Annotated in this window: 26 protein-coding genes and 1 tRNA gene; 20 read left to right on the plus strand and 7 right to left on the minus strand. The window is 73.7% G+C overall.

The window, feature by feature from the left end; translation table 11 throughout:
- The 8 genes from ACPC54_RS14715 to ACPC54_RS14750 form a co-directional block, all read left to right on the plus strand.
- On the plus strand, nucleotides 1-192 hold a 192-nt coding region (locus tag ACPC54_RS14715; protein ID WP_498964961.1), incomplete at its 5' end, for an acyl-CoA dehydrogenase family protein.
- 173 nt (nucleotides 193-365) lie between these two features.
- Nucleotides 366-1,055, plus strand: a complete 690-nt coding sequence (locus ACPC54_RS14720; protein ID WP_498965378.1) for a TetR family transcriptional regulator — start codon at nucleotides 366-368, stop codon at nucleotides 1,053-1,055.
- A 625-nt stretch (nucleotides 1,056-1,680) separates the two neighbouring features.
- Nucleotides 1,681-2,955 carry a sensor histidine kinase gene (locus ACPC54_RS14725; protein ID WP_498964963.1) on the plus strand — a complete coding sequence of 425 codons (1,275 nt, stop codon included), beginning with the start codon at nucleotides 1,681-1,683 and terminating at the stop codon, nucleotides 2,953-2,955.
- Entirely contained in the window at nucleotides 2,952-3,353 is a 402-nt protein-coding gene (locus tag ACPC54_RS14730) for a roadblock/LC7 domain-containing protein (protein WP_498964965.1), read from the plus strand. Before ACPC54_RS14725 ends, ACPC54_RS14730 begins: the two co-directional genes overlap by 4 nt.
- Entirely contained in the window at nucleotides 3,350-3,730 is a 381-nt protein-coding gene (locus ACPC54_RS14735; protein WP_045697489.1) for a DUF742 domain-containing protein, read from the plus strand. Before ACPC54_RS14730 ends, ACPC54_RS14735 begins: the two co-directional genes overlap by 4 nt.
- On the plus strand, nucleotides 3,705-4,298 hold the full coding sequence (locus ACPC54_RS14740; protein ID WP_498964967.1) for a GTP-binding protein: 594 nt from the start codon (nucleotides 3,705-3,707) through the stop codon (nucleotides 4,296-4,298). The genes ACPC54_RS14735 and ACPC54_RS14740 overlap by 26 nt, the downstream gene beginning before the upstream one ends.
- A gap of 8 nt (nucleotides 4,299-4,306) precedes the next feature.
- A complete protein-coding gene (locus ACPC54_RS14745; protein WP_498964969.1) occupies nucleotides 4,307-5,659 on the plus strand; it encodes a cytochrome P450 in 1,353 nt (450 codons plus the stop codon).
- Entirely contained in the window at nucleotides 5,656-6,762 is a 1,107-nt protein-coding gene (locus ACPC54_RS14750; protein ID WP_498964971.1) for a tryptophan dimethylallyltransferase family protein, read from the plus strand. The genes ACPC54_RS14745 and ACPC54_RS14750 overlap by 4 nt, the downstream gene beginning before the upstream one ends.
- A gap of 40 nt (nucleotides 6,763-6,802) precedes the next feature.
- Here ACPC54_RS14750 and ACPC54_RS14755 read toward each other — a convergent pair whose 3' ends face one another.
- Nucleotides 6,803-8,152: a flavin-containing monooxygenase gene (locus tag ACPC54_RS14755; RefSeq protein WP_498964973.1), complete on the minus strand. Its 1,350-nt coding sequence runs from the start codon at nucleotides 8,150-8,152 to the stop codon at nucleotides 6,803-6,805.
- Between the two features lie 297 nt (nucleotides 8,153-8,449).
- A tRNA-Leu gene (locus ACPC54_RS14760) sits at nucleotides 8,450-8,534 on the minus strand.
- 290 nt (nucleotides 8,535-8,824) lie between these two features.
- Between ACPC54_RS14760 and ACPC54_RS14765 the strand changes: the two genes are divergently transcribed.
- The 3 genes from ACPC54_RS14765 (at nucleotide 8,825) to ACPC54_RS14775 (ending at nucleotide 11,825) form a co-directional block, all read left to right on the plus strand.
- Complete coding sequence (locus tag ACPC54_RS14765) at nucleotides 8,825-10,156, plus strand: M20/M25/M40 family metallo-hydrolase (RefSeq protein ID WP_498964975.1); 1,332 nt, start codon at nucleotides 8,825-8,827, stop codon at nucleotides 10,154-10,156.
- 250 nt (nucleotides 10,157-10,406) lie between these two features.
- A complete protein-coding gene (locus ACPC54_RS14770) occupies nucleotides 10,407-10,649 on the plus strand; it encodes a chaplin (RefSeq protein ID WP_498964977.1) in 243 nt (80 codons plus the stop codon).
- A 321-nt stretch (nucleotides 10,650-10,970) separates the two neighbouring features.
- Nucleotides 10,971-11,825 (plus strand): chaplin, encoded by an 855-nt coding sequence (locus ACPC54_RS14775; protein ID WP_498964979.1) that lies wholly within the window; start codon nucleotides 10,971-10,973, stop codon nucleotides 11,823-11,825.
- Between the two features lie 94 nt (nucleotides 11,826-11,919).
- Here ACPC54_RS14775 and ACPC54_RS14780 read toward each other — a convergent pair whose 3' ends face one another.
- A complete protein-coding gene (locus tag ACPC54_RS14780; RefSeq protein WP_045697500.1) occupies nucleotides 11,920-12,129 on the minus strand; it encodes a DUF5703 family protein in 210 nt (69 codons plus the stop codon).
- Nucleotides 12,130-12,493: 364 nt separating this feature from the next.
- Between ACPC54_RS14780 and ACPC54_RS14785 the strand changes: the two genes are divergently transcribed.
- Nucleotides 12,494-13,093, plus strand: coding sequence for a hypothetical protein (locus tag ACPC54_RS14785; RefSeq protein WP_498964981.1), 600 nt, complete (start codon nucleotides 12,494-12,496; stop codon nucleotides 13,091-13,093).
- Nucleotides 13,094-13,180: 87 nt separating this feature from the next.
- Here ACPC54_RS14785 and ACPC54_RS14790 read toward each other — a convergent pair whose 3' ends face one another.
- Nucleotides 13,181-15,241 (minus strand): helix-hairpin-helix domain-containing protein, encoded by a 2,061-nt coding sequence (locus ACPC54_RS14790; protein ID WP_498964983.1) that lies wholly within the window; start codon nucleotides 15,239-15,241, stop codon nucleotides 13,181-13,183.
- 92 nt (nucleotides 15,242-15,333) lie between these two features.
- Nucleotides 15,334-16,314 (minus strand): aldo/keto reductase, encoded by a 981-nt coding sequence (locus ACPC54_RS14795; protein ID WP_498964985.1) that lies wholly within the window; start codon nucleotides 16,312-16,314, stop codon nucleotides 15,334-15,336.
- Between the two features lie 235 nt (nucleotides 16,315-16,549).
- On the opposite strand from ACPC54_RS14795, the gene ACPC54_RS14800 reads away from it, so the two are divergent.
- From ACPC54_RS14800 to mshC, 7 genes are all read left to right on the plus strand, one after another.
- Entirely contained in the window at nucleotides 16,550-17,596 is a 1,047-nt protein-coding gene (locus ACPC54_RS14800) for an LLM class F420-dependent oxidoreductase (RefSeq protein WP_498964987.1), read from the plus strand.
- Between the two features lie 190 nt (nucleotides 17,597-17,786).
- Nucleotides 17,787-18,470 carry a histidine phosphatase family protein gene (locus tag ACPC54_RS14805; protein ID WP_498964989.1) on the plus strand — a complete coding sequence of 228 codons (684 nt, stop codon included), beginning with the start codon at nucleotides 17,787-17,789 and terminating at the stop codon, nucleotides 18,468-18,470.
- 221 nt (nucleotides 18,471-18,691) lie between these two features.
- Nucleotides 18,692-19,258 carry a DUF3090 domain-containing protein gene (locus ACPC54_RS14810; protein WP_498964991.1) on the plus strand — a complete coding sequence of 189 codons (567 nt, stop codon included), beginning with the start codon at nucleotides 18,692-18,694 and terminating at the stop codon, nucleotides 19,256-19,258.
- Entirely contained in the window at nucleotides 19,228-20,100 is an 873-nt protein-coding gene (locus tag ACPC54_RS14815; protein ID WP_498964993.1) for an SCO1664 family protein, read from the plus strand. The genes ACPC54_RS14810 and ACPC54_RS14815 overlap by 31 nt, the downstream gene beginning before the upstream one ends.
- Before the next feature lie 58 nt (nucleotides 20,101-20,158).
- Nucleotides 20,159-21,118, plus strand: a complete 960-nt coding sequence (locus ACPC54_RS14820) for an AraC family transcriptional regulator (RefSeq protein WP_498964995.1) — start codon at nucleotides 20,159-20,161, stop codon at nucleotides 21,116-21,118.
- Nucleotides 21,119-21,305: 187 nt separating this feature from the next.
- Nucleotides 21,306-22,139 (plus strand): dioxygenase family protein, encoded by an 834-nt coding sequence (locus ACPC54_RS14825; protein WP_498964998.1) that lies wholly within the window; start codon nucleotides 21,306-21,308, stop codon nucleotides 22,137-22,139.
- A gap of 247 nt (nucleotides 22,140-22,386) precedes the next feature.
- Nucleotides 22,387-23,616: a cysteine--1-D-myo-inosityl 2-amino-2-deoxy-alpha-D-glucopyranoside ligase gene (gene mshC, locus ACPC54_RS14830; protein ID WP_498965000.1), complete on the plus strand. Its 1,230-nt coding sequence runs from the start codon at nucleotides 22,387-22,389 to the stop codon at nucleotides 23,614-23,616.
- A 65-nt stretch (nucleotides 23,617-23,681) separates the two neighbouring features.
- Here mshC and ACPC54_RS14835 read toward each other — a convergent pair whose 3' ends face one another.
- Nucleotides 23,682-24,635: a PAC2 family protein gene (locus ACPC54_RS14835; protein ID WP_498965002.1), complete on the minus strand. Its 954-nt coding sequence runs from the start codon at nucleotides 24,633-24,635 to the stop codon at nucleotides 23,682-23,684.
- A gap of 345 nt (nucleotides 24,636-24,980) precedes the next feature.
- Between ACPC54_RS14835 and ACPC54_RS14840 the strand changes: the two genes are divergently transcribed.
- Nucleotides 24,981-25,511 (plus strand): SRPBCC family protein, encoded by a 531-nt coding sequence (locus tag ACPC54_RS14840; RefSeq protein WP_498965004.1) that lies wholly within the window; start codon nucleotides 24,981-24,983, stop codon nucleotides 25,509-25,511.
- 75 nt (nucleotides 25,512-25,586) lie between these two features.
- Here the strand turns inward: ACPC54_RS14840 and ACPC54_RS14845 are convergent, their stop codons facing one another.
- Nucleotides 25,587-26,696, minus strand: a complete 1,110-nt coding sequence (locus ACPC54_RS14845) for a glycoside hydrolase family 18 protein (protein WP_498965005.1) — start codon at nucleotides 26,694-26,696, stop codon at nucleotides 25,587-25,589.
- Nucleotides 26,697-26,756 lie beyond the last annotated feature (60 nt).

The raw sequence follows: 26,756 nt of genomic DNA on the forward strand, positions 1-26,756 counted from the left end.
GGTGCGGCGGCGAAGTGTTTCGCGTCGGACGTGGCGATGGAGGTGACCACGGACGCGGTGCAGTTGCTGGGTGGGTACGGGTACACCCGGGACTATCCGCTGGAGCGGATGATGCGGGACGCGAAGATCACGCAGATCTACGAGGGCACCAACCAGGTCCAGCGCATCGTGATGGCCCGCAACCTGCCGTAACGAGCCCACGGGCTGACGCCCCGGCGGCCGGACCGGACAACGGCCCGGCCGCCGGGGCCGATCCCGCCGGCCGCTGCCGCGGGCCGATGCCGCGCAGCGGTGTTAAGTTGCCGGGAATGAGCGAGAAGGAAGAGCAGGACCAGCCCATGAACGACGGGCCCTCGAAGCCGGCGATGCGCGAGGCGCTGGTGGCCGCGGCCTTCGAGCTCTTCCTGGAGCGCGGCTTCGAGCAGACGACCGTCGACGACATCGTCTCGCTCGCCGGCGTCGGCCGGCGCTCCTTCTTCCGCTACTTCCCGGCGAAGGAGGACGTGGTCTTCCCCGACCACGAGCGCAGCCTCGCCGAGATGACGGAGTTCCTCGAATCCGGCACCGGCGAGGAGGACCCGGTCAAGCACGCCTGCGACGCCGCCCGCCTGGTCCTGCGGATGTACGCCGAGCAGCCGTCCTTCTCCGTCCAGCGCTACCGCCTCACCCGCAAGGTGCCCGGCCTGCGGGCCTACGAGCTGTCGGTGGTCTGGCGCTACGAGCACACCCTCGCCGCCTACCTGCGCGGCCGCTTCGCCGACCGCCCGGACGGCCCGCTGCGCGCCGACGTGATCGCCGCCGCCGTGGTCTCCGCGCACAACCACGCCCTGCGCACCTGGCTGCGCTCGGGCGGCGAGAGCGACTGGGTGGCCGAGGTGGACGCGGCGATGGCCTTCGTCACCCAGACCTGGAGCGACCGCCCCGCCGAGCCGGCCGGCCCGGACGGCGGGGAGCCGGACGACGACGTGGTGGTGCTGGTCGCCAGCCGCCGCGCCCCGCTGTGGCGGATGGTCCAGGGCATCGAGAGCGCCCTCGACGACCCCCGGCGCCTCTAGCGGCTCCCGGCGCTCCGGCGACCCCGGCGGCCCGCGGCGGGTCCGGCCCTCGAACGGCTCCTCGACACGGGCGCGTTGCGCCCGTGTCAACCTCCTGTGTCGGTAAACCTCTTCGGGGGGACGGCAGGTGAACATCTCCCGATTCGGCCGTGCCGGCCGACCTCGGTGCGCGATAAACGGAGGGATCCCCCGCCCGGTCGGGCCGCCCCGGCCGACCGGCGCCCCGCTGCCCACCGGCCCCCGCCCACACCCGCTGACCCCGGAGGTCGTCACCGGGCCCCTCGGCTGAACCGCGGGGGCCCGCCCGACGTTGCGTCAAGGGGGCCTGGGCAGCGGGTTTGCCCTACCTGTCATGTTCTGGTCGGATGGTGACGAAACGGCTGGTGTGAGCCGGTTGTTGACGGACGAACAGAGTGCACGGCAACGATCCGCCGGGGCTCGGCGGGCCGAGAGGGGTGCCTCATCCGATGATATGATCACGGCGCTTGCCGGGGGGTGGGGCGGGTGCGAGACAACGAGATCGCAGGGACGGTCCGGGCGGTGAACCCGGCGCGGACGGTCCGCCGGTCACCCCAGTATTGACGGTAATTCAGCAGCTGGCCGCCAGTCTCCTGAAGTGAGTCCTATGACGCATTCCCTACAGAACCCAGTCCTCTGGGCTCTCCTCGTCGTCCTCCTCGGCGCGATCGCCGTCATTGTCCTCCAGCGCAGGGCGGCAGCGTCGACCCGGCAGGAGTTCGACGGGCTGAGAGCCCATTACGCCGCGTTGGAGAGCGACTTCTCGCAATCCGTCGAGGCGGCCCACGTGCGCGCCGACGAGGAGACCAAGACGGTCCTCAAGTCCGCGATGCGCACCCTCCAGGGCCTCGCCGCGGAGCAGCAGTTGGTCGTCTCCCGGCTGCAGAGCAAGTACGGTGACTCGATCATCCTGGAGGACCTCCTGGAAATCGACCACACGAACTCGCAGTTCGGCCGACGGGCCCAGTCCATCGCGGTGCTCTGCGACGGTTGGCTCGGACGCCAGCGCGAGGTGGCCTCGATCTACGACGTGGTCCGCAGTGCGCAGGGCCGCGTCCGGCACTTCCGGCGGGTGGAGATCCTCTCCCAGGTCGACTTCGGCATCACCAGCCGCGCCGTCGAACCGGTGGCGCTGGCACTCGCCGAACTGCTTGACAATGCTACCAGTTACTCCAGCCCCGACACGGTCGTGGAAATCAACATCCGCACCGTGCCGAAGGGCATTTGCATCGTCGTCGACGACGCCGGAATCGGCATGAACGACGAGGAGCGCGCCCGGGCGGAAAAGCTTCTGACGAGCGATCGGGTTTCCGGTGTCTCCGCGCTCGGAAATCCGCCGCAATTCGGTTTCGCGGTGGTCGGCGTCCTCTGCGAGCGGTTCGGCTTCGAGGTGTCCGTGGACTCCTCCTCGCCCTACGGCGGGGTCCGCGCGGTGCTCCTCCTGCCGCACGAACTCCTCACCGGGATGCCGGAGCTGAAGCCCGCGGCGGCGGCCCCGGCGGCCACCGTCGGCGGCACCGCCGAGTCGGCCTGGAACGCCTTCGACACCAGCTCGGCCGCGCCCGCGACCAGCGCGGACGGCCTGCCGAAGCGCCGCCGCAAGCGCCCGATGGCCGTGGTGCCGAGCGGTCCGGCCGCCGGCGCGGCCCAGGTGTCCGCCGAGCGGCAGGAGTTCGCCGCGCAGGGCTACGACACCCAGGGGCTCGGCGCTCCGGGCTCCGGGGCGCAGACCCGCTCCGGCGCCCGTTCCGGCGCGGAGACGGCGGCGATCATGGGTGCCTTCCAGCGAGGCACGCAGTCGGGTCGGGCGACGAATCCGAACGCCGCGGAAACGACGAGCAGCACACCCGCTGCAAGCAGTGAAGGACATGAGGTTCCGTGAACAACGATCTGTCATGGATGCTTGACAGTGCCTTGGAGATCCCCGGTGCCCTGCACGCCGTCCTGATCTCCGCGGACGGCCTGCTGATGGCCCGGACGAAGGACTTCGACAAGGACGACGCGGACAGGGTCGCCGCCGGCATGAGCGGCGTGCAGTCCCTCAGCCGCTCGCTCGCCTTCTTCTGCAACGGCTCCAACCAGCAGTGGCGGCAGACCCTGGTCGAGTTCGACGGCGGCTGGGTCTTCCTGATCTCCGCGGGCGAGGGCGCCTACCTCGGCGTCTCCGCCTCCCCGGACGTCGACATGGCGGACATCACCTTCCGGATGCAGCAGCTCGTCGGCCAGCTGGGCAAGGCGCTGATGACGCCCCCGCGCGAGAATATCGGCGCGCACCGATGACCACCCCGGACGAACAGCCGTCCGAGGCGCCGCCGTTGGTGCGGCCGTACGTCATCACGAAGGGGCGCGGTCTGCCCGATGACGAGCAACTGTCGCTGATCACCCTGGTGACGGCGGCGGACGACGAGCAGCGGCGCCCCACCCGCCGGCTGACCCCCGAGGAGCAGGGGCTGCTGGAGTTATGTGCCGCGGGCTACCTGACGGTGGCCGAACTCGCGGGACACACCCGGCTGCCCCTGGGGGTGGTGCGGATCCTGCTCTCGGGCCTGACGGAGGGCGGCTTCGTCATCGTCCGGCCGCCGGTCGAGCGTGCCTCCCTGGTGGATGCGCGAATCCTTGAGGAGGTGCTGAATGGACTCCAGGCCAAGTTTGGATGAGCGGGCCTACGTCCGCGGCGGGGCGACCCAGACTGCCGTCAAGATTCTGGTGGTCGGGCACTTCGCGGTGGGCAAGACGACCTTCATCGGGTCGATCTCCGAGATCACGCCGCTCTCCACCGAGGAGCGGATGACCCGGGCCGGCGAGGCGGTCGACGACCTCAAGGGCGTCAAGGGCAAGACCACCACGACCGTCGCCATGGACTTCGGGCGGCTGACCCTCAGCGACCGGGTCGTCCTCTACCTGTTCGGAACGCCCGGGCAGCTGCGTTTCGTGCAGATGTGGGAGGACATGGCGCGCGGCGCCCTCGGCGCCCTGGTGCTGGTCGACCCCGACCGGCTGGCGGACTCCTTCGCCGTGATCGACCTGATCGAGCAGTACGGCCTCGACTACGCGATCGCCGTCAACCGTTTCGACGGCACCCCGGTCTACGAGGAAGCGGCGCTGCGCGACGCCCTGGACCTCCTGGACGACACCCCCGTCGTCACCTGCGACGCCCGGGACGAGAAGTCCTCGGCCGACGCATTGATCACACTGGTCCGCCATCTGCTGGACCGTGCCAACTAGGAGCAGACATGGACGCTGAGTCCACCGCACTCGTGCCCCCGCCCGGGTGCCCCGCCCACGGCACCGGCGCCCGAATACCGCTGTACGGCCCGGAGTTCGCGGCCGACCCGCACGCCTACTACGACTACATGCGGCAGTTCGGCGCGACCACGCCCGTCGAGCTCGCGCCGGGCGTCGAGGCGACCCTCGTCACGGACTACACCGCGGCGCTGCAGATGCTGCAGGACCCGGCCTCCTTCCGGAAGGACTCCCGCCGCTGGCGGGACCTGAAGGAGGGTCGCGTCCCCGCCGACAGCTCCGTCCTGCCGCTGCTGGCCTACCGGCCCAGCTGCATGTTCAGCGACGGCGTCGAGCACCTGCGGCTGCGCCAGGCCGTCACCGACAGCCTCGCCAAGGTGGACTCCCGCCGCCTCACCCAGCGCACCCAGCAGATCTCCGACTACCTGATCGCCCAGTTCAGTGCACGCGGCGCCGCCGACCTGGTCGGCGAGTACGCCAAGCAGCTCCCGCTGTTCGTCTTCACCGAACTCTTCGGCTGCCCCGCGGACATCGGCGACCGGGTGCTGTTCGGCATGTCCGGCATGTTCGACGGCGTCAACGCGGGCAAGGCGGCCGAGGTCCTGGTGCAGGCCACCGCCGACCTGGTGACCCTCAAGCGGACCAAGCCCGGCGACGACGTCACCTCCTGGCTGATGCAGCACGAGGCCGGCCTCAGCGACGAGGAGATGGCCCACCAGCTGGCGCTGCTGCTGGGCGCGGGCGCCGAGCCGCTGCGCAACCTGCTCGGCAACACCCTGCACCGGCTGCTCACCCACGACCAGTACGCCCACCGGGGCGGCCTGATCTCGGACGCCCTCGACGACACGCTGTGGGACAACCCGCCGCTGACGAACTTCCTCTGGCACTACCCCGCCGGGGACATGGAGTTCGCCGGGACGAAGCTCCGGACCGGCGACCTGGTGATGGTCAGCATCGCGGCCGCCAACAACGACCGGGTGCTCGCCGCCGCGCGGCAGTCCGGCAGCAACCGGGCGCACCTGTCCTTCGGTGCGGGCCCGCACGCCTGCCCGTCCAAGGAGATCGCCCGGCACATCATCGTGACCGCGGTCGAGAACCTGCTCAACCAGCTTCCGGACATCGAGCTCGCCGTCCCGTCGGACAGCCTGACCTGGCGCCCCGGCCCGTTCAGCCGGTCGCTGACGGCGCTGCCCACCCGGTTCACCTCGGTCCAGGCCGTGCAGCGGCCGGCGGCGCAGCCGTCCCGGAAGGAGGCCACCGCCCGCGAGGAGTTCGTGGCCCCGCCCCGCAAGGCGGAGCGCGGGGGGCTGTGGAGCTCCTTCCTGTCCTGGCTGGCGAAATGACGAGCGGCAGACAGGTCTCCTGCGAGGCCGCGACGCTGGGCGGCCTCACGGCGGGACAGTTGCGGCGGCTGTGCCGGGTCGCGGGCCTCGGGGCGCGCGACGCGGAGGACTACGGGCAGGTCCTGCGCGAGTCGCTCGGCCTCGTGGCCGACCGGCCGCTGGACCTGCCCCCGCCGTACCGGACGTTCCTGTCCGACGACCACACGCCGGTGGAGTACTCGCTGTCCTTCCAGGCGGACGCGCCACCCGCCCTGCGGGTGCTGCTGGAGCCGGGCTGCGGTGCGGCCGGCTGGTCGGAGAACGGCAAGATCGGGCTCGCCTTCGTCCGCGAGCTGGCCCGGCGCTGGGACTTCACCACCCGCTGCCTGGACGAGGTGGAGGACCTGTTCTTCCCCTCCGAGCCCCAGGGGCCGCTGGCCCTGTGGTGCGCCCTGGAGCTGTGCGCCGGCGGCGTCCCCAAGGTCAAGGTGTACCTGAACCCCTCCGCGCGCGGCGCGGACCGTGCCACCGAGACGCTCCGGGAGGCGCTGGAGCGGCTCGGCCACCGGCAGGCGTTCGCCTCGCTGCCGCCGGGTGACGGCTACCCGTTCCTCGCCATGGACCTCGGCGCCTGGGAGGCGCCCCGGCTCAAGGTGTACGTGCTGCACACCGACCTCTCGGCCGACGAGGCGACCGGCCTGGCCCGGATGCACGCCGGGCCGACGCCGGAGATGGTCCGCGAGTTCTTCGCCACCGTCTCCGGCTTCGGACGGGAGGAGGGCGACGACACCCGGCTCGCCGGGCTGCCGGCGCAGTCCCACCACGCCTTCACGCACGCGGACGACGACCGGCCGACCGGGTTCACGCTGTACATCCCGGTCCGCGACTACGCGCCGCACGACGGCGAGGCCCTGGCCCGGGGCATCGCTCTGTGCCGGCAGCACGGCATCGACCCGGCGCCGCTCGCCGAGGCCCTGTCCGCCGTCACCGACCGGCGGCTGGAGGACGGCGCGGGCCTGATCTCCTACCTGGCGGTCAACCACCAGCGGGGCAGCCGGCCGAGGGTGACGGCCTACATCTCCTCGGAGGCGTACGCCGTCCGTCCGCCCGCCGGCGGCCGCTGACACCGAGGGGCGCCGTCGGCGGCGCCCCTCCGGCGTCGGATCACACGGTGTGGGGCTCCCGCTGGAGCTCCCGCTGGTAGGGCACGACGTCGATCTGGACCGAGGCGCCGAGCCCGCGGCCGTAGCGCGCGGCGATGGACTCCAGGTAACCGTCGATCTCCTGGCGCATGCCCTCGTAGGGCGGCAGGTCCGCCTCGCCTGCGATCAGCCGCGCGACCCAGTCGGCCTGGGCCTCCAGGGACCGGGTCAGGGCGCCCACCGGGCGGATCAGCCCGACGAAGTACAGGCCGGGCCGCTCGGGCGCGACGATCCGCCGGTACAGCTCCACCCGCCCGCTCGGGCCGATCGGGCAGCCCTCCGACAGGAACGGGTGGGCCATCCGGTAGCCGGTGCACCAGACGATCGCGTCCGCCTCGACCGTCGAGCCGTCGGTGAACCGGACCAGGTCGCCGTCCAGGGCGGCGATCGCCGGCTTGGGGGTCACGGCGCCGTGGCGTATCCGGCTGAAGATCTCGTCGGAGACGGTCACGGCGGAGGAGAACAGCGGGTGGTCGGGCTCGGGGAGCCCGTAGTCCGACAGCCGTCCCCGGGCGACCAGCAGCGCCTGCTCGATGTACTCGCGCCGCTCGGTCATCGACATCGCGGCGAACCAGGGGGCCTCGGCGATGATGTCGCAGGAAACGCCGTACAGCTGCTTCGGGATGACGTGGAGCCCGCGGCGCACCGAGATGACCGTCCGCGCCGCGAAGCGGGACAGGTCCGCGGCGATGTCGACGGCGGACGGCCCCAGGCCGACCACGACGACCCGCCGCTCCTCGAACTCGCGGGCGTCGTGGTAGTCGATGGCGTGCAGCATGCGGCCCGAGAACGACTCGGCCCCGGCCGGCAGCACGTCCGGCAGCAGCGGTTCGGCGTACGCCCCGGAAGCGACGATCACCCGCGAGAAGCGCCGGCAGAGGGTCTTCCCGTCGGAGCCCCGGCTGTCGACCAGCCAGGAGCCGTCGGTGTCCTGCCGCACCGAAAGGACCTCGGTGCCGAATTCCATGTGCGGCAGCAGGCCCGCCCATTCGGCGAATGACCGCAGATATGCGGCGACCTCGCTGTGCCGCGGATAGGCCGGATAGGAATCCGGCATCGGGAACGCGGCAAAGCCCGTCACCTCCTTCGCGGTGTTGATGTGCAGCGACCGATAACCCGGGCCGCGCTCCCCGGCCCCCGGCTGCCGCCAGAGCCCGCCCACCTCGGGCGCCCGCTCCAGGCAGACGAACCGGATTCCCTTGCCCACCAGGGCGTGGGCCGTCGCCAGACCGGACGGCCCCGCGCCGATGATGCACACCGGCGCCGTCCCGGGAGCGTCAGTGCCGTACGGGCTGCTCAGGAAATCTCCCACGGGAACACCATCCGTCCTCTCCCCCCGGAATGAATAGATGCCCGCCAGGCACCGGCACTGAGCTGCGGAATCGGGTTTCCCGACGCCGCGGACTCCTGTGCCCGCCCGGTGCCCGGCGAGCGATGCGGCCCCAGTAAACCGCAACCGGTGCGGATCGAACAGTGATCGATTGCGATACGGAGAGTGCGCTGACCGGAAACAAGCCGCGTCGCTCGCCGGTTGGCTGGAATTCCTCGGCGACGCCGGCCGGGGGAAAACGAAAGCAGGCCAGGAGAATCTCCTGGCCCGCTTCTTCGGTGTCCGAGGGGGGACTTGAACCCCCACGCCCGATAAAGGGCACTAGCACCTCAAGCTAGCGCGTCTGCCATTCCGCCACCCGGACGGGGTGTCGTCCTCGCGGCTTTCGATCTCTCGTCCGTCGCGCTGACAGATGTAACTGTAGCAAAGATCGGCTTGAGCTCCCAAAACGGCCTCGGGCCCCTCGCCGGGAGGGGGGCAGGGTGGGCGGGGGTCCGTGGCGGCAGTGTGACCTGGGGGTTTCGGGGTCGGGGGAGGGGGTGGATGCGGGGCGGGGGCTGGGGGAGGATGGGCGGACGTGCTCGTACGGCCCGGGCGGAGGTCCTGGGGGTGGCGCGCTGGTGCGTCGGTGCGGGCCCAAGACGAGGAGTGACCGTGAGCGAGCGGAGCGAGTCGGCGGCGCCGAAGGTGACGGCTGAGTCGGAGGTCGCCGAGATCTGTCGCGATCTGATCCGGATCGACACCAGCAACTACGGTGACGGTTCCGGCCCGGGCGAGCGCAAGGCGGCCGAGTACGTGGCCGACCAGCTGGCCGAGTTCGGGCTCGAACCGCAGATCTTCGAGTCGGCCAAGGGGCGGGCCTCGACGGTGGTCCGGATCGAGGGCGAGGACCGCTCCCGCCCCGGCCTGCTGATCCACGGCCACACCGACGTGGTGCCGGCCAACGCCGCGGACTGGACGTACGACCCCTTCGGCGGCGAGATCGCGGACGGCTGCGTCTGGGGGCGCGGCGCGGTCGACATGAAGGACATGGACGCGATGACCCTGGCCGTGGTCCGCGACCGGCTGCGCACCGGGCGCAAGCCCCCGCGCGACCTGGTGCTGGCCTTCCTCGCCGACGAGGAGGCCGGCGGCACCTACGGTGCGCGGTTCCTGGTGGACAAGCACCCGGAGCTGTTCGAGGGCGTGACCGAGGGCATCGGCGAGGTCGGCGGCTTCTCCTTCACCGTCAACGACCAGGCCCGGTTCTACCTGGTGGAGACGGCCGAGAAGGGCATGCACTGGATGCGCCTGACGGTCGAGGGCCGGGCCGGGCACGGCTCGATGGCCAACGACGACAACGCGATCACCGAGCTGTGCGAGGCGGTGGCCCGGCTCGGCCGCCACACCTTCCCGCTGCGGATCACCGACAGCGTCCGGGCCTTCCTGGACGAGCTGTCGGACGTGCTCGGGTACCGCCTGGACCCGAACGACATGGACGAGGTGGTCCGCGTCCTCGGCGGCATCGCCAAGATGATCGGCACCACCTTCCGCAACACCGCCCAGCCGACCATGCTCGGTGCCGGCTACAAGGTGAACGTGATCCCCGGTCAGGCCACCGCGCACGTGGACGGGCGCTTCCTGCCCGGCTACGAGGAGGAGTTTCTGGCCGAGCTGGACAGCGTGCTCGGACCGCGCGTCAAGCGGGAGAGCCTGCACTCGGACCGCGCGATCGAGACGTCCTTCGACGGCGCGCTGGTCGACGCGATGCAGACCGCGCTGCGCGCGGAGGACCCGATCGCCCGTGCGGTGCCGTACTGCCTGTCCGGCGGGACGGACGCCAAGTCCTTCCAGGACCTGGGCATCCGCTGCTTCGGCTTCGCGCCGCTGCAGCTGCCGCCGGAGCTGGACTTCGCCGGGATGTTCCACGGCGTGGACGAGCGGGTGCCGGTGGACGGGCTGAAGTTCGGCGTCCGGGTGCTGGACCGCTTCCTCGACGCCTGCTGATCACGCGACCTGGTCGGCCCGCTTCCGGAGTGCCGGGGGCGGGCCGGGCGCATTGTCGGAGTGCATGATGGTGGGACGGGGTGAGGGAGATCAACAGAAACGATTCTTCCCGAAATTTCGGGCCGATCATTCGTGCGAAGCCTCACCGTTGCGGGTGAATGGCAAATCTGTTCCGTACCCCGTTTGCCGCAGCGTCGTTCATTCCTGTGCAGCCCGCCGAACGGGTTGCGTTGTCCATACAGGAGGAATGATGAAGGTCAAGAAGATCGCCGCTGTCGCCGCCGCCACCGGTGGCCTGGTGCTCGCCGCCGCCGGTGCGGCCTCCGCCACCGGCGGTGCCGGTGCCGAGGGTGCGGCCGCTGGCTCCCCGGGCGTCGTCTCCGGCAACCAGATCCAGGTTCCGGTCCACGTCCCGCTGAACCTCTGCGGCAACACCGTCAGCGTGATCGGCGTGCTGAACCCGGCGTTCGGCGACCACTGCGCCAACTTCTGAGCCGACCTCCGGGCCGCTGAGGCCTGTTGAGCGGACTCACCCGGCCCCCGGGCGGCGGACGCGCCGCACCGGGGGCGTTCGCGTGTCCGGGGCCGCCCGGTTCCGTGCGAACGCGCTGTTCGCTCGATCGGGTGAAGCCGCTTCATTCGGCCCAACCTCCCCGTTCGCCTCTCGTTAACTCCTGTGCAGTCGAAGACCTTGCGTGATTTCCGGATATATGGAAATTCCGACTTTCCGACAGGTCATGTCAACCGACAGGACAGTGCGCGAAGTGGACAGGCCAAGGTCGCCACGTCGTCTCGAAAAACGTCAGGGGAAAACATGAGGAATGTAGCCAAGAAGGGGCTCCTCACGGCCGTGGCCACCGGCAGCGTGCTGGCCTCGACCGCCGGCTACGCCTACGCGGGCGCCGAGGCGCAAGGCACGGCGACGGGCTCGCCAGGCGTCGCCTCGGGGAACTCGGTCCAGGTGCCCGTCGAGGTACCGGTCAACGCCTGCGGCAACACCGTCGACGTGATCGGCGCGCTCAACCCGGCCTTCGCCAACCGCTGCGCCAACGCGAGCGGCGGCGGTCGCCACGCCGCACCGGCACCCGCCCAGGGCGGCCAGTCGGGCGGCGGCTCCGGCCAGGGCTCCAGCGCCGGCGGCAGCCGGGACACCAGCGCCGGCTCCTCGGCCTCCGGCACCGCCGCGGGATCGCCCGGCGTGCTCTCCGGCAACAGCGTCCAGGCCCCGGTGCACGTCCCGGTCAACGCCTGCGGCAACTCCGTGGACGTGGTCGGCGCCGCCAACCCGGCCTTCGGCAACACCTGCGACAACGTCGCCCGGTCCGCGCCGTCCCCGACGCCGACCGACGACTGCCCCGAGGGCCGCACCCCGCCCCCCGCCGCCCCGCCGTCGAACACCCCGACCCCCCCGGGCAGCGGGCGGGGCGGCGGACCGTCCGGCAGCGCCGCGCCCAGCGCCCCCGCGCAGGTGACCGCCAACGGCGGTGCCAACACCCCCGGCACCCAGGCCATCCCGGCCGCCGCCCGCACCGCCGGGCCGAACACCGCGGTCGGCAGCCAGCTGGCCTCCACCGGCGCCGGTGGCGTGGAACTGCTCGGCGCCGCCGGCCTCGCCCTGCTGCTCGGCGGCGGCGTGCTCTACCGCCGCGCCCGCGCCGGCGCCCGCTGACCCGGGGCAGGACCTCCGCCCGCAACGGCGACGCGCCCGCGGTCACCCGGTGAACGGGTGGCCGCGGGCGCGTGCGGGCTCGGTGCCCCCACCGTCACCAGCTGCGGACCTGCCGGATGATCCTGCGCTTCAGCCGGACCGTTCGACTGCCGTCCGGGAACAGTCGCAGCCGGTCCAGCTCCCAGTGCCCGTACTCGGCGTGCTCGGTGAGGAGTTGGCGTGCCGCGTTGCGCGTGGTGCCGCGCGGCATGCGCAGCGACTGGTACTCGTACTCCGGCTGCCGGACCGTCTTCGGTGGGGTCAAAACGCTCCTCCTGAGGATCAACTGCACGCAAGCCTACGGCCTGCCCCCGACAGCCGGTCCGGGTATTTCCGGCCGTCCTCCGGCGGGGCGGGGAGCGGCCGGGCGGTCCGGGCCCGACCACCTGGCTGACAGTGCATCAGTTCTGTTGCGTCTGGGGAGTGGATACCCCGATCCCGGCGCGCGAAGCGACATCCGGACGGCCCCGCACGGCCCGTCGCGCGCCCCCTCGCGCCGCCCCGGCGCCCTCCGGGGGCGGGGACAGAACGGACCGGATCGGACATCAGGGGGGAAGTTGCGGTGAAATCGCGGGTGTAGGTGACAACCGCTGTGCGTACTCGCGTCGTGGGGAGATAGCGTCTGCACCATGTCTGATGCCGCGCAGCCCACCATTGCCGAGGTACGCGCCGCCGCCGAGGCGGTCAAGGCCGCCATCGACCGTCATCTGGAAGCGGTGTCAAGCCCCAGCGCAGCGGATGATCCCGCTGTGTCCGCCGCCTACGAGCAGCTCGCGACGGCGGCCATCGCCTACGACCAACTCCTCTACGAGGTCTACGACGAGGTCACCCCCTTCGAGATCCCCGGGGACGAGGGGCCGGGTGGCTACCACGGCCCCGAACAGCCCGAGGCGATCAGCGTGTTGATCCGCCGCGACTACCACGTGGTCGATCCCAAGCGGCTGCGCGCCCAGGCCGAGCGGCTCGACGAGACGCTCACCCCGGGCGGGGCCGGCGGGGTCAACGCCGCGCTCGGCGTGCTGTTCGGCGAGTACGAGCCGGACGAGATCGCCGCCCGCAGCGAGGAGTTCGGCCTGGAGGAGGCGGACTCGACGCTGTGGGTCGCGGCGGCCGAGCCGACCGAGCCGGGGGAGTGGCTGCCCGAGCCCTTCGAGCACGCCGATCCGCAGCTGCTGATCTGCCGGTTCGACGTGAGCGAGGTCTACGACGACGAGGAGCCGGAGGACTGAGTCCGGGCGGCTGAGCCCGGACGACCCGGTCCGGACGCGACGGGCGGGCCCCCGAGGAGGCGGGCCCGCCCGTCGCGCACGTCCGGATCAGGAATCCGGGTCCGCGTTCTCGGCCAGGATCGCCCGGAGCCGGGTGGTGCGCGGCTGCGCCGGGCGCTCGGCGACGGCCTGGGCGAGCGCCGGGCCGGCCGCGTGCACCACGGACAGGTGCCGCTCGCCCCGGCCGAAGGCGGTGTACACCCACTGCCGGGTGAGCGCCGGGCCGGCGTCCTCCGGAAGCACGACGACGGCGCCGGGCCAGCGGCGGCCGAGCGCCTGGTGGACGGTCAGCGCCCAGCCGTGCCGCAGCCGGCCGGCCTCGGCCGGCGGGACGGTCCGGCGCGAGCCGTCCGCGTACTCCAGGTGCAGGCCGCTCGCGTCGCCGTCCAGCACCCGCGCCGCGCGGGTGACGCCGGGCCCGGGCGAGTCGACCACCCGGTCGCCCGGGTCGAAGCCGCCGAAGCGGCCGGGGCCGGGGTTCAGCCGGGCCTTGGCGGCGGCGTTCAGCGCCCGCGTGCCGCCCGGGCCGCCGTGGCCCGGGGTGAGCAGCACCACCTGCTCGGCCGGGATGCCGAGCGCGCGCGGGATGGAGTCGGTGAGCAGCTGGATCGCCCGGTGGACGGCTTCGGCGCCGTCCTTGGCGGTCAGGATGACCACCTCCTTGTCCGGCGCCTCGACCGGCTGCAGCTCGCCGATGCCGACCGCGGAGACCAGCTCGCCGATCGGGCCGAAGTCCGGGGTGCGGGAGGCGACCGCCGGGCAGGCCTTGGCGGCCAGCAGGTCGGCGAAGAACCGGCCGGGGCCGGGCGACCAGAGCTGGCCCGGGTCGCCGCTGAGCACCAGCCGGGTGCCGTCGGCGATCGACTCCAGCACGGTGGCGGCCAGTTCGACGTCCAGCAGCGGCGCGTCCAGGACGACCAGCAGGTCGAGCGCCAGCGTGCCGTCCGGGGCGCGGCCGGGGCCGGCGGCGCCGGACAGCAGCTCGGCGAGGGTGACGACCGGGGTGTCGCCCTCGCCGAGCGCGGCGAAGGAGTCCCGGCCCTGGTCGGTCCAGGCGGCGGCCCAGGCCCGCAGGCCGAGGCCGGTCGCGGCGGCGACCAGCGCGGCCGGTTCGGCGCGGGCGGCCTCGCCGCCGGTGTGCAGCACCAGGGGGCTGTCGGCGACGGCCCGGATCAGCGCGGTCGCGGAGGAGGAGCCGGCGGCCTCGGCGGCCGCCGCCCAGGCGGCCGGGCCGGGCGCGGCGGGCGCACCGGCCGGCTCGTCCCCGGTCTCCTCCGGGGTGTGGCCGTCGACGCCCGCGTCGGTGTCCTCGGCCGGCACGAAGGTGGCCATCAGCTGGAGCAGCTTCTCGGCGAGGCTGTCCTCCGCCATCGCCAGCCCCTCCAGCGCGAGCAGGGTGCGGGTCGGCACCTCGTCCTCGTCGTCACCGCCGGAGGTGCGCGCCTCGGCGCCGGTCAGCTCCTCCTGGAACGGCAGCACCTGCCCGTCCTCCAGGGCGGCCTGGACCGCGGCGGCCGGGTCGGGGACGCGGAGCCGGTCGAGCCCGGCCGTCACCTCGGACAGTTCCAGCGCCGAGTGCCCGCGCACCGACGCCTGGGCCAGCAGCCACAGCACCAGCGCCCGGGCCCGGCGCGGGTCGTCGGGCCGGGCTTCGGCGCCGAGCAGGCCGCGGGCGAAGCCGTCCGCGTGCTCGGGGCGGACGCCGGGCAGGCCGAGCACCGCCCACGGGTCCGCCCGCAGGAGCGCGGCGGCGCCGTCCCCGAGCGCGGCCACGGCCGCGGCCGCCAGGTCGGCGGGGGCACCGCCGCTGGTCAGCACCTCGGCGGTGGCCCGCAGCACGTCGCCGTCCGGCTGGGCGGGCGCGGGCCGCCGGGGGGCCGGCGTGGTCGGCGTGGTCGGGGCGGGCACCTTCGGCCCGGCCGCCTCCGGGGACTCCGGAGCCTCGGCCGCCTTCGGGGCCTCGGGGGTTTGGGGGCCCTCGGCGGCCTCCGGGTCCGTCGGCTCGGGGAGCGTGACCGGTGGGGGCGCTCCAGGCGACTTGAACGGCGCCGTCTGCCGGATCCGCTCCGCCAGCCGCGCGAACTCCGCCGCCTTCTCGGCCGGGGTCATCGCTCCCTCCGAAGCGCCGCCGCCCGTCTCACTCATCGTCGTCCGCTCCAAAGTCACTCCACTGCGCGTTCTGCTCGACGACCCGCCCCGGGCTACAGCTCGGTCCAGCCCTGGTCCGGGTAGCGGTGCACCGGCGACGAGATGTCGTCCAGCGCACCACGGATCTCCTCCGGAAGCGTAAGCGCCTCCACCGACAGCGCCGCCTGCAGCTGCGCCACCGTCCTGGCCCCGACCAGCGTGCTCGCCACCCCGGGCCGGTCCCGCACCCAGGCCAGCGCGACGGCCAGCGGGCTGCTGGCGAGCCCGTCCGCGGCGGTGGCGACGGCGTCCACGATCCGCCGCGACCGCTCCCCGAGGTACGGCTGGACGAACCCGGCCAGGTACGGCGAGGCGCCGCGCGAGTCCTGCGGGACGCCGTGCCGGTACTTGCCGGTCAGCACCCCGCGCCCGAGCGGCGAGCCGGCCAGGACCCCGACCCCGGCGTCCAGCGCGGCGGGCAGCGCCTCGCGCTCGATGCCGCGCTGCAGCAGCGAGTACTCCAGCTGCGCGCCGGCGAGCGGCACCCGGCCGTGGTGGGCGCGCTGCCAGGTGGCGGCCCTGGCGAGCTGCCAGCCGCTGAAGTCGCAGACCCCGACGTAGCGGGCGCGCCCGGAGGTGACGGCGATGTCGAGGGCGCTCAGCGTCTCCTCGACCGGGGTCGCCGGGTCGAAGGCGTGCACCTGCCACAGGTCGACGTAGTCGGTGCCGAGCCGGCGCAGCGAGGCGTCCAGGGCGGCCAGCAGGTGGCCGCGCGAGCCGTCGAAGCGGCGGGCGGACTCGGGGGCGCTGCCGGCCTTGGTGGCGATGACCAGCTCGGAGCGCGGGATCAGGTTGTCGGTGAGGCGGGAGAGCAGGTACTCGGCGCCGCCGTCCGCGTACACGTCGGCGGTGTCGACCAGGTCGCCGCCGGCGTCGACGAACTCCTTGAGCTGCTCGGCGGCCGCGTGCTCGTCCGTGTCGCGGCCCCAGGCCATGGTGCCGAGGCCGAACCGGGAGACCTGCAGGCCGGTACGGCCGAGGTGACGCTTTTCCATCGGACGGGCCCTCCACTGGCCGGTGGCCCCGGTGGCCCGGTGGCCCTGTAAACGCGCAGGTGGGGAGAGCGCTCCCCACGTCGGCTGAGCGTAGCGGCCGGTGCGCGGGCAGGAGCGGAGACCCGCAGAAGGGTGACGCGGGGGGTGTGACCCAGCCCACCTCTACCCGTCGGTAGCCCGACCGGCGAGGGCGCGGCTACCCTCACCCCAAGCCCCCGACTGGAAGGTTCGGCAGATGCGACTCGGTATCAACCTCGGCTACTGGGGACTCGGCACGGACTCGGACAACATCGCCGTCGCCCAGGAGGCGGACCGGCTCGGCTACGCGGTCTGCTGGGCCGCGGAGGCGTACGGCTCGGACGCCGCGACGGTGCTCAGCTTCGTCGCCGCGAAGACCGAGCGGATCGACGTCGGCTCGGCCATCTTCCAGATCCCGGCCCGCACCCCGGCCATGACCGCGATGACCGCCGCGACCCTGGACACCCTCTCCGGCGGCCGGTTCCGCCTCGGCCTCGGCGTCTCCGGCCCGCAGGTCTCCGAGGGCTGGTACGGCGTGAAGTTCGACAAGCCGCTGGCCCGCACCCGCGAGTACGTGGAGATCGTCCGCAAGGCGATGACCCGCGAGCGCCTGGTCCACGAGGGCGCGCACTGGACGCTGCCGCTGCCCGGCGGCCCCGGCAAGCCGATCAAGCTGACCGTGCACCCGGTACGCGAACGCATCCCGCTGTACATCGCCGCGATCGGCCCGAAGAACCTGGAGCTGACCGGCGAGATCGCGGACGGCTGGCTCGGCATCTTCTTCTCGCCCGAGCACGCCGCGCTCTCGCTCGACCCGCTGGCGGCCGGCCGGGCCAAGGCCGGCGCGACGCTGGACGGCTTCGACCTGTGCCCGACCGTCAACCTCGCGGTCGGCGAGGACATCAAGGCCGGGGTCGACGGCCTGCGCTCCTACGCCGCGCTCTACATCGGCGGCATGGGCAGCAAGGAGAAGAACTTCTACAACCAGCTCACCCGGCGCATGGGTTACGAGCAGGCCGCCGACGAGATCCAGGAGAAGTACCTGGCCAAGGACTACGCGGGCGCCGCGGCCGCCGTCCCGCACGACCTGATCGACGCCACCTCGCTGATCGGCGACGCCGCCCGGATCGCCGACCGGATGCAGGCCTACGCCGACGCGGGCGTCACCACGCTCACCCTGGCCCCGTCCGGGCTCACTTTGGAGGAGCGGGTCCGGGCGCTGCGCACCGGCGTCGAGGCCCTGGAGCGGGCCGGCCTCGCGTAGTCCGGGCGCTCCGGTCGGCCGCGCGGCGCGAACTCCCGGCCCGTGCGGCCGGTTTGCCGGCCGGCGGGCTCGTGCGGGCCGGTCCGGGCGGAGCCGTCCGGCGGTCGTCGCGGCGACCGCCGCGCCGGGGTGGCGGGGGCCGGCGCCGCGGGCTCCCCGTCGCGTCCGCGGAGGCCGTAGGCTGAGCCCCATGCCCACCTTGCTGCTCGTCCGTCACGGCCGCTCGACCGCGAACACCGCCGGGATCCTGGCCGGTTGGACGCCCGGTGTGGACCTCGACGACACCGGGCGCGGGCAGGCCGCCGCGCTGGCCGGCCGGCTCGCCGGCATCCCGCTGGTCCGGGCGGTGAGCAGCCCGCTGGAGCGCTGCCGGCAGACCCTGGAGCCCCTGCTGGCCGCCCGGCCGGAGCTGGGACCGCCGGCCGAGGACGAGCGGCTGGGGGAGTGCCACTACGGCGAGTGGACCGGCCGTCCGCTGGCCGAGCTGGCGAAGGAGCCGCTCTGGCGCACGGTGCAGGACCACGCCGCCGCCGCGGCCTTCCCCGGCGGCGAGTCGCTGCGCGAGCTGAGCCACCGTACGGTGAGCGCCGTCCGCGAGTGGAACGCCGAGGTCGCCGCCGAGCACGGCGAGGACGCGGTCTGGATCGCCTGCTCGCACGGCGACGTGATCAAGGCGGTGGTGGCCGACGCGCTCGGCCTGCACCTGGACCACTTCCAGCGGATCAGCGTCGAGCCGTGCTCGGTCACCGCGATCCGCTACACCCCGCGGCGGCCCTTCGTGTTGCGGATGGGCGACACCGGCGACCTCGCCTCGCTCGCGCCGAAGCCGCACGCCGCCCCGGCCGGTGACGCCGTGGTCGGCGGCACCGCCTGACCCGACCGGTGCCAACCGGGCCCCGGGGCCCTTCGGCTCCCCGGCGAAGGCCCGGAGGTCGTAGGGTGAGTCAGGGGCACCTCCGGCGGTGCGCGCCCCGACCGGGGCCGCCGTGCGACCGGGCCCGCCCCAACCGCCGCCCGTACGAGCCCGACCCAGACATCCGAACGACCCGGGTGATCCGCGAGATCCCCGCGACCGACACGATCCGGAGCGAGAGCGTGCCCCGTCAGGTGTTCTTCTACGACCAGCCCGAACGGTTCGTGGCCGGCACCGTCGGCCAGCCCGGCGCCCGGGCGTTCTACCTGCAGGCCAGTGCCCGCGGCCGGATCACCAGCGTGCTGCTGGAGAAGACCCAGGTCGCCGCGCTCGCCGAGCGGATCGAGGAGGTCCTGGACGAGGCGCTGCGGCGCAGCGGCGGCGACGCCGCCATCCCGGCCGCCGCCCCGCAGGACCTGCTCGACACCGCCCCGCTGGACCTGCCGCTGGAGCAGGAGTTCCGGGTCGGCACGATGGCGCTGGCCTGGGACAGCGCGGAGGGCTGCCTGGTGGTCGAGGCGCAGGCGCTGATCGAGGACGAGGAGGAGGAGGGCACCGAGGCGATCTTCCGGGACGACGACACCGGCCCGGACATGCTGCGGGTGCGGCTGACCGGCGCGATGGCCCGGGTGTTCGCCAAGCGCGCGCTGGACCTGGTCGCGGCGGGCCGCAAGCCCTGCCCGTTCTGCAACCTGCCGCTCGACCCGGAGGGCCACCTGTGCCCGCGCGCGAACGGCTACCGGCGCTGAGCACCGACACCCCGCCGCAGGCCGACCCGGCGGCCGCCGCCGCCCTGGCCGCCGACGTGCCCGCCGCGCTCGACCTGCTGCGCCGGGGCGAACTGACCGTCCACGGCCGCCTCACCGAGGCCTCCAACGCCGCGCTGTACTGCACCGTCGAGCACGGGCCGCTGCGCGCGCAGGCGGTCTACAAGCCGGTGGCCGGCGAGCGCCCGCTGTGGGACTTCCCGGACGGCACGCTGGCCGGCCGCGAGGTCGCCGCGTACGAGGTGTCGGCCGCGACCGGCTGGGCGCTGATCCCGCCGACCGTGCTGCGCGGGGGCCCGCACGGGCCGGGCATGGTGCAGCTGTGGGTCGAGCCGGATCCGGGCGCCGAGCCGCTGCTCGCGCTGCAGGACCCGCGCGGCCCCGAGGAGGGCTGGCTGCCGATCGTCCGGGCCGAGGTGGAGGACGGCCGCACCGCGCTGCTGGTGCACCACGACGACGGGCGGCTGCGCCGGCTCGCCGTGCTGGACGCGGTGCTGAACAACGCGGACCGCAAGGGCGGCCACCTGATCCCGGCGGCGGACGGCCGGGTGTACGGCATCGACCACGGCGTCACCTTCAACACCGAGGACAAGTTGCGCACCCTGCTGTGGGGTTGGGCGGGCGATCCGTTGCCGGCCGAGGCGCTGGAGGTGCTGGCCCGGCTGGCCGGGCAGTTGGACGGCGAACTGGCCGAGCGGCTGGCCCCGCACCTGACGGCGGCCGAACTGGACGCCACCCGCACCCGGGTGGCCGCCCTGCGCGGCTCGGGCCGGCACCCGCTGCCCTCCCGCGACTGGCCGGCGATCCCCTGGCCGCCGGTCTGATCCGCGATCGGCGTTCGTGGTCTGGACCTGTCGCCGGAATAGGTCGCACACTGCTCCGATGGATGCGCGACGGACCACCCCCACCCCTTCCACCCCCACCCCACCCACCTCCACGCCCCGGGCCGCGCCGGACCTGCCGCTGCACCGACTGCAGGTCCCGTTGCCCCACTTGCTCCCTTTCGCCATCGGCAGCTTCGACGCGATCGGCCCGCTCTCCCGCGCGGGCTTTCCCCACCGGCACTCCTTCTACGAGATCGTGCACGTCACCGGCGGGCGCGGCGCCCACGTCCTGGACCTGGTCCACCGGCCGCTGGCGCCACCGCAGTTGTGCGTGATCACCCCCGGCCAGGTGCACTACTGGGCGGACGGTGACGAACTCACCGGCCAGGTGGTCCTGTTCAACGAGGACTTCCTGCTCGGCGACCCGCAGGATCTGGCCACCCTGCGCGCCCTGGCCTCCCGCCCGGCCATCGGCCTCGGCGAACACGCCGAGGCGGTCGGCGCGTTGCTCGCCGACATGGAGCACGAGTACCGGATGCGGGCGCCCGGCTACCAGGGCGTGCTGCGGGCCAGCCTGCACATCCTGATCGTCCGGGCGCTGCGCGCCTGCGCGCCGGACGAGCCGCCCGCGGTGCCCAGCCGGCCGGCCGAACTGGCCGCCGCCTTCACCCGGTTGATCGCCCGGCCGGGTGGGGTGCGGCACTCGGTGGCCTCCACGGCGCACGAACTCGGTGTGTCCCCGGGCCACTTGCAGAGCCTGGTGAAGCAGGCCACCGGCCGCACCCCGGGCGGGCTGATCCGCCGGCAGCAGACTCTGGAGGCCAAACGACTCCTGGCCTGTACGGACTTGACGATTCGTCAGATCGCCCGGGAGGCGGGATTCGCCGATCCGGCGTACTTCTGCCGCTTCTTCCGCCGGGAGACCGGGATGACGCCGGGGGAGTTCCGTTCGCGGGTCGACGGAAATCACCACGATCCCCGGATCATGTCCATCGCGGTCGCCCCGGACGGGCCGTAGGTTCGTAGTCGGCCACCGGCCGATCCCCGACGCGCGCGGTCGGGTCGGTCGGTTCGGCCCTTGTCATGCCCCCACCATGACAAGGGCCGCCCCCGGCCCAGGCACCCGTGCTCCCGGCACCCGTCTCGCGGGCACCGCCGGGCCCGACACCCCACCTGTCCCGACACCCCCGAAGAGGAGAGGGCGCATGTCCGACGGCATGATCAGCCGCAAGACCGTCCTGAAGGCCGCCGCGGCGCTCGGGGCCGCGCCGCTGCTGATCGGCGGCGGGGTCGCACTCGCCCGCGACCAGGCCGGCGCCGGCGGCACCCCGGGCTTCACCCCGGAGTGCCACGACGGCGACGACCCCACCGTCGAGCAGATCGAGGGCCCGTACTTCAAGCCCGACTCCCCGCTGCGCAGCTCCATGGTCGACGACGGCCCGGGCACCCGGCTGACCGTCAGCGGCTACGTCTTCGGCCGCGCCTGCCGACCGATCTCCGGCGTGCTGCTGGACTTCTGGCAGGCCGACGACGGCGGCAACTACGACAACTCCGGCTACACCTTCCGCGGGCACCAGTTCAGCGACGCGAACGGCGCGTATCGGCTGGACACCATCGTCCCCGGCCTCTATCCGGGCCGCACCCGGCACATCCACGTCAAGCTGCAGGCCCCCGGCCGCCCGGTCCTCACCACCCAGCTCTACTTCCCGGGCGAGCCGCGCAACAGCACCGACACCATCTACGACGCCCGGCTGCTGATGAACGTCCGGCAGAACGGTCCCGGCCGGGAGGCGACCTTCGACTTCGTCCTGGACGTGCCGCAGTCCCCGGGCCCGACGCCCACGCCCACCCCGACGCCCACCGCCACCCCGACCGGCGGGCCCACCACGCCGCCGGGCGGCAGCTGGGCCGCCGGCCGGCCGTACAACGCGGGCGACCGCGTCACCTACGCCGGCGCCTCCTACGTCTGCATCCAGGCGCACACCGCCATGGTGGGCTGGGAGCCGCCGAACGTGCCGGCCCTCTGGCAGCGGGTGTAGCGGCTCCGCCCGTCCACCCGGGGGAGCCGGGCGCCCGGTCGGCGGCAGGGCCGGCCGGGCGCTCACCCGCGCGCCCCGGAACCCGCACGAGGAGCCCGCACGAGGAGCCCGCACCGGGACCCGTACCAGCAGCGCGAGAACCGCTCACTACCAGTCGAGAACCGGTCAGGCAACGACAGGAAGCGATTCCAGTCGATCTTTGTTACTGGTTAGGCTTTCAAATGTTCTCGAGGTTAAAGTCGATCCCATGCATGCCTGGCCCGCCTCCGAGGTTCCCGCCCTGCCTGGTCAGGGGCTCCCCCTTCGTATCTTCGACACCGCCGCGGGCACGGTCCGCGAGGTGGTGCCGCAGGACGGCACCGCCCGGATCTACGTCTGCGGCATCACGCCCTACGACGCGACCCACATGGGCCACGCCGCCACCTACAACGCGTTCGACCTGGTGCAGCGCGTCTGGAAGGACGCCGGCCACGACGTCCTGTACATCCAGAACGTCACCGACGTCGACGACCCCCTGCTGCAGCGCGCGGTCGAGACCGGCCAGGACTGGGTGGCCCTGGCCGAGCGCGAGACGGCCCTGTTCCGCGAGGACATGACCGCCCTGCGGCTGCTCCCCCCGGCGCACTACGTCGGCGCCGTCGAGTCGATCCCGTGGATCGTCCCGCTGGTCCAGAAGCTGCTGGCCTCCGGCGCCGCCTACAAGGTCGACGAGGACATCTACTTCTCGGTCGACGCCGACCCGCACTTCGGCGCGGTCTCCGGCCTCAGCCGGGAGGCCATGCGCCCGGTCTTCGCCGAGCGCGGCGGTGACCCGGACCGCCCCGGCAAGCGCAACCCGCTGGACGCGCTGCTCTGGCTGGCCGCCCGCCCGGGCGAGCCCGCCTGGGACACCGAGCTCGGCCACGGCCGCCCCGGCTGGCACATCGAGTGCGTGGCCATCGCGCTGCAGTACCTGGGCATGTCCTTCGACCTCCAGGGCGGCGGCAGCGACCTGTCCTTCCCGCACCACGAGATGGGCGCCTCGCACGCCCAGGTCGCCACCGGCGGCCACCCGTACGCCAAGGCGTACGTGCACGCCGGCATGGTCGGCCTGGACGGCAAGAAGATGTCCAAGTCCCGCGGCAACCTGGTCTTCGTCTCCACCCTGCGCCGCGAGGGCGTCGACCCGGCGGCGATCCGCCTGGCGCTGCTCTCGCACCACTACCGCGAGGACTGGGAGTGGACCAAGGGCGTCCTGGACGAGGCCGTCGAGCGCCTCGCCCGCTGGCGCGCCGCGGTCTCCCGGCCGGACGGCCCGGCCGCCGAGCAGCTGCTCGCCGAGGTCCGCTCGGCGCTGGCGAACGACCTGGACGCGCCCGCCGCGCTGGCCGCCGTCGACCGCTGGGCCGCGCAGCAGGAGACCGCGGGCGGCACCGACGCCGGCGCCCCCGGCCTGGTCTCCCGCACCGTGGACGCCCTGCTCGGCGTCGCGCTGTAGCACCACGGCAGTACGCCGAGGGGGCGTCAGGACGATCCGTCCCGACGCCCCCTCGGCGTTTGCGCCTACTCCTCCTCGGCCCCGTCCGGGCTCTCCCGGGCCGGGCCCGGCGCCTCCGGCTCGGCCGGCCGCTCCACCGTCGCGTGCCCGGCCACCGGCTTCTCGCCAGTCGGCCCGACGTTCTCCCGGCGGCGCAGGTAGCGCTCGAACTCGCGCGCGATGGCGTCGCCCGAGGCCTCCGGCAGCTCGGCGGTGTCCTGCGCCTCCTCCAGCTGGTGGACGTACTCGGCCACCTCGCTGTCCTCGGCGGCCAGCTGGTCCACGCCGAGCTGCCAGGCGCGGGCGTCCTCGCCGAGCTCGCCCGGCGGGATCCGCAGGTCCAGCAGGTCCTCCAGCTTGTTGACCAGCGCCAGGGTGGCCTTCGGGTTCGGCGGCTGCGACACGTAGTGCGGCACCGCCGCCCAGAGCGTCACGGCCGGCACCCCGGCGTGCGTGCAGGCCTCCTGCAGCACCCCGACGATCCCGGTCGGGCCCTCGTAGCGGCTCTCCTCCAGGTCGAGCCGGCGGGCCAGCTCCGGGTCGGAGGTGACGCCGCTGACCGGCACCGGGCGGCTGTGCGGGGTGTCCCCGAGCAGCGCGCCCAGGATCACCACCAGCTCGATGCCCAGCTCGTGCGCGAAGCCCAGCAGCTCGTTGCAGAACGAGCGCCAGCGCATGCTCGGCTCGATCCCGCGCACCAGGACGACGTCGCGGGTGGTCGGCTCGGTCACCCGGATCACCGAGAGCCTGGTGGTGGGCCAGGTGATCCGGCGGATGCCGCCGTCCAGCCAGATCGTCGGCCGGTTGACCTGGAAGTCGTAGTAGTCCTCCGCGTCCAGGGCGGCGATCACCTTGCCGCCCCAGGTCTCGTCCAGGTGGGCGAGTGCGGCGGAGGCGGCGTCGCCCGCGTCGTTCCAGCCCTCGAAGGCGCAGACCATCACCGGGTCGATCAACTCGGGAACATCTTCCAGCTCGATCACCCAGCGTCTCCCTCCGGTCGGTGGACCCACCGGCGTCGCCCCGGCTGACCTGCCGGGCCGCGACGGATCGGCCGCCGACGGTCGAACCTCTCGTCTCCCGTGGAACGCCTAGCTCCACGGTCCCTACCTGCCCAGCCTACGCGCTTTGATGCGCGTAGCGGCCGGGCACCGGGACAGTCTGGGGGAGCGGGCCGCCCCGATCCAACGGATATCGGGACGGGTCGGCCTGACGGGCCGTCGGCCCGCGCACGGTGGCCGGCCGGTGACCCGGTGCGACGGGCGTGCCGCCGCGGCGCGGCAGCGCGATGATGAACGGGCGGGGGCCGGGCGGAAGGGGCCGGAGCGATGAGGCGATGGCTGTGGATCGGCGCGGGAACGGCGACGGCGGTCGGCGCCGTGCTGCTGCTGGCGGATCGGGCCGGCCGGCGGCTGCCCGTCGAACACGTCACGGAGGGCGGCCTGGAGCTGGCCCAGCCGCCCGGCGCGGTCTGGGCGGTGCTGACCGACATCGACCTGTACCCGGCCTGGCGCCCCGGGCTCACGCACGTGGAGCGGCTGCCCGCCGCGGCCGGCGGCCGACCGCGCTGGCGCGAGTACGACCGGCACGGCCACACCACCTTCGAGGTGGTGGCGGACGAGGCGCCGCACCGGCTGGTGACCGGCATCGCGGATCCGGACCTGCCGTACGGCGGCACCTGGACGTTCCTGCTGGCCCCGGCGGGGGAGGGCTGCTCGCTGACCGTCACCGAGCGCGGTGAGGTCCGCAAGCCGATGTACCGGGCCGTCGCGCACTACCTGACCGGTGAGGACGCCGGGGTGCACCGGTTCCTGGACGCGCTGGCCCACCGGATGGCCGCGCCGGCCCGGGCCGCCTGAGCCCGGGCCGCCCGGGCCCCAGCCGCCCGGTCCGAGGCCGCCCGAGCCCGGGCCCCGGGCCGCAGCCGCCGCCCCTCAGCCCGCGTCCACCCAGCCGCGCCGGTAGTCCGCCCAGTTCTCGGGCGTCGCGGCGAAGTCCACGTACAGCGCGACGCCGAAGTTGCGCCGCCCCGGGTCCTGCCGGCCGAGGCCCAGCCGCACGCCGCGCACCGCCGCGGGCACCGTCTCGGCGGCGCCCCGGTGCCCCCACTTGTCGTCCCAGAAGAACGGCAGGCCCATCAGCAGGTCGACGCCCGGCGGCGTGGCCTCCAGGGCCAGCTCGGTCTGCAGCGCGACGTAGCCGCCGTACAGCGGCTCGGTGGGCATCGAGGTGTCGTAGCTCATCACCGCGATCTGGTCGACCCGGAGGGCGGTCGCGCGGAAGTAGTCCTGGTCCCACCACTTGCCGTGGTCGGTGAGCAGGATGCCGGCGGTGTGCAGGCCGGGCACCGGGTCGAGCTGCGGGACGGCCACCGACAGCACGGCGCCGCGCGCGGCCGTCACCGGGCGGACCTGCTCCAGCAGCGAGAGCCAGCCGGCCGTGCCGGGGCGGATCGGCTCCATGTCGAAGTGCACGCCGTCGAAGCCCTGGTCCAGCACCTGCCGGGCGGAGGCGGTGACCCGCTCCCTGGTGGGGGCGTCGTCGAGGTCCAGGGCGTCCTTCTCCGGCTTGACCTCGTCGCCCAGCCAGCCCTGCACCCGCACGCCGGGCAGCGCCCGGTGCGCGGCCTCGGTGAACCAGCGGGCCCTGGGGTGGACGGCGGGCGGCAGCGAGCCGTCGTGCTCCAGCGGGCCGGTGTGCACGTACAGGTCGCGCACGCCGGTGCCGGCCAGCTGCCGGGCGAGCGCCGCGACGTCGGCCTCGGTCTTGCGGCCGTCCACCCAGGCGTGGCCCAGCCAGACCGCGTCCTTGCCCCGGGTGTGGGCGTCGGCGGACGGTTCACCCGTGTAGTGCAACCGGATCGCGGCGAACGCGGCGCCCACCGTGGCGACCGGGACGGCCACCGCGACGGCGAGCACCAGCAGGGTGCGGCGCCACCACGACCAGGCGCGCCAGCGGGCGCGCAGCGCGCCCCATCGGCATGCTCGCAGCGGAGCCGTCAGACCCCGGCCGACCTGCCGCGGAACGGTCCGGAATCGGGCCACGCGGATACTCCCCCCTCGGAGTCGAACGTTCAGCATACGGAATGCGGCGGCGCGAGGCTG

It is taken from the genome of Kitasatospora sp. NPDC094028 (assembly GCF_049543595.1).
Classification (GTDB): domain Bacteria; phylum Actinomycetota; class Actinomycetes; order Streptomycetales; family Streptomycetaceae; genus Kitasatospora.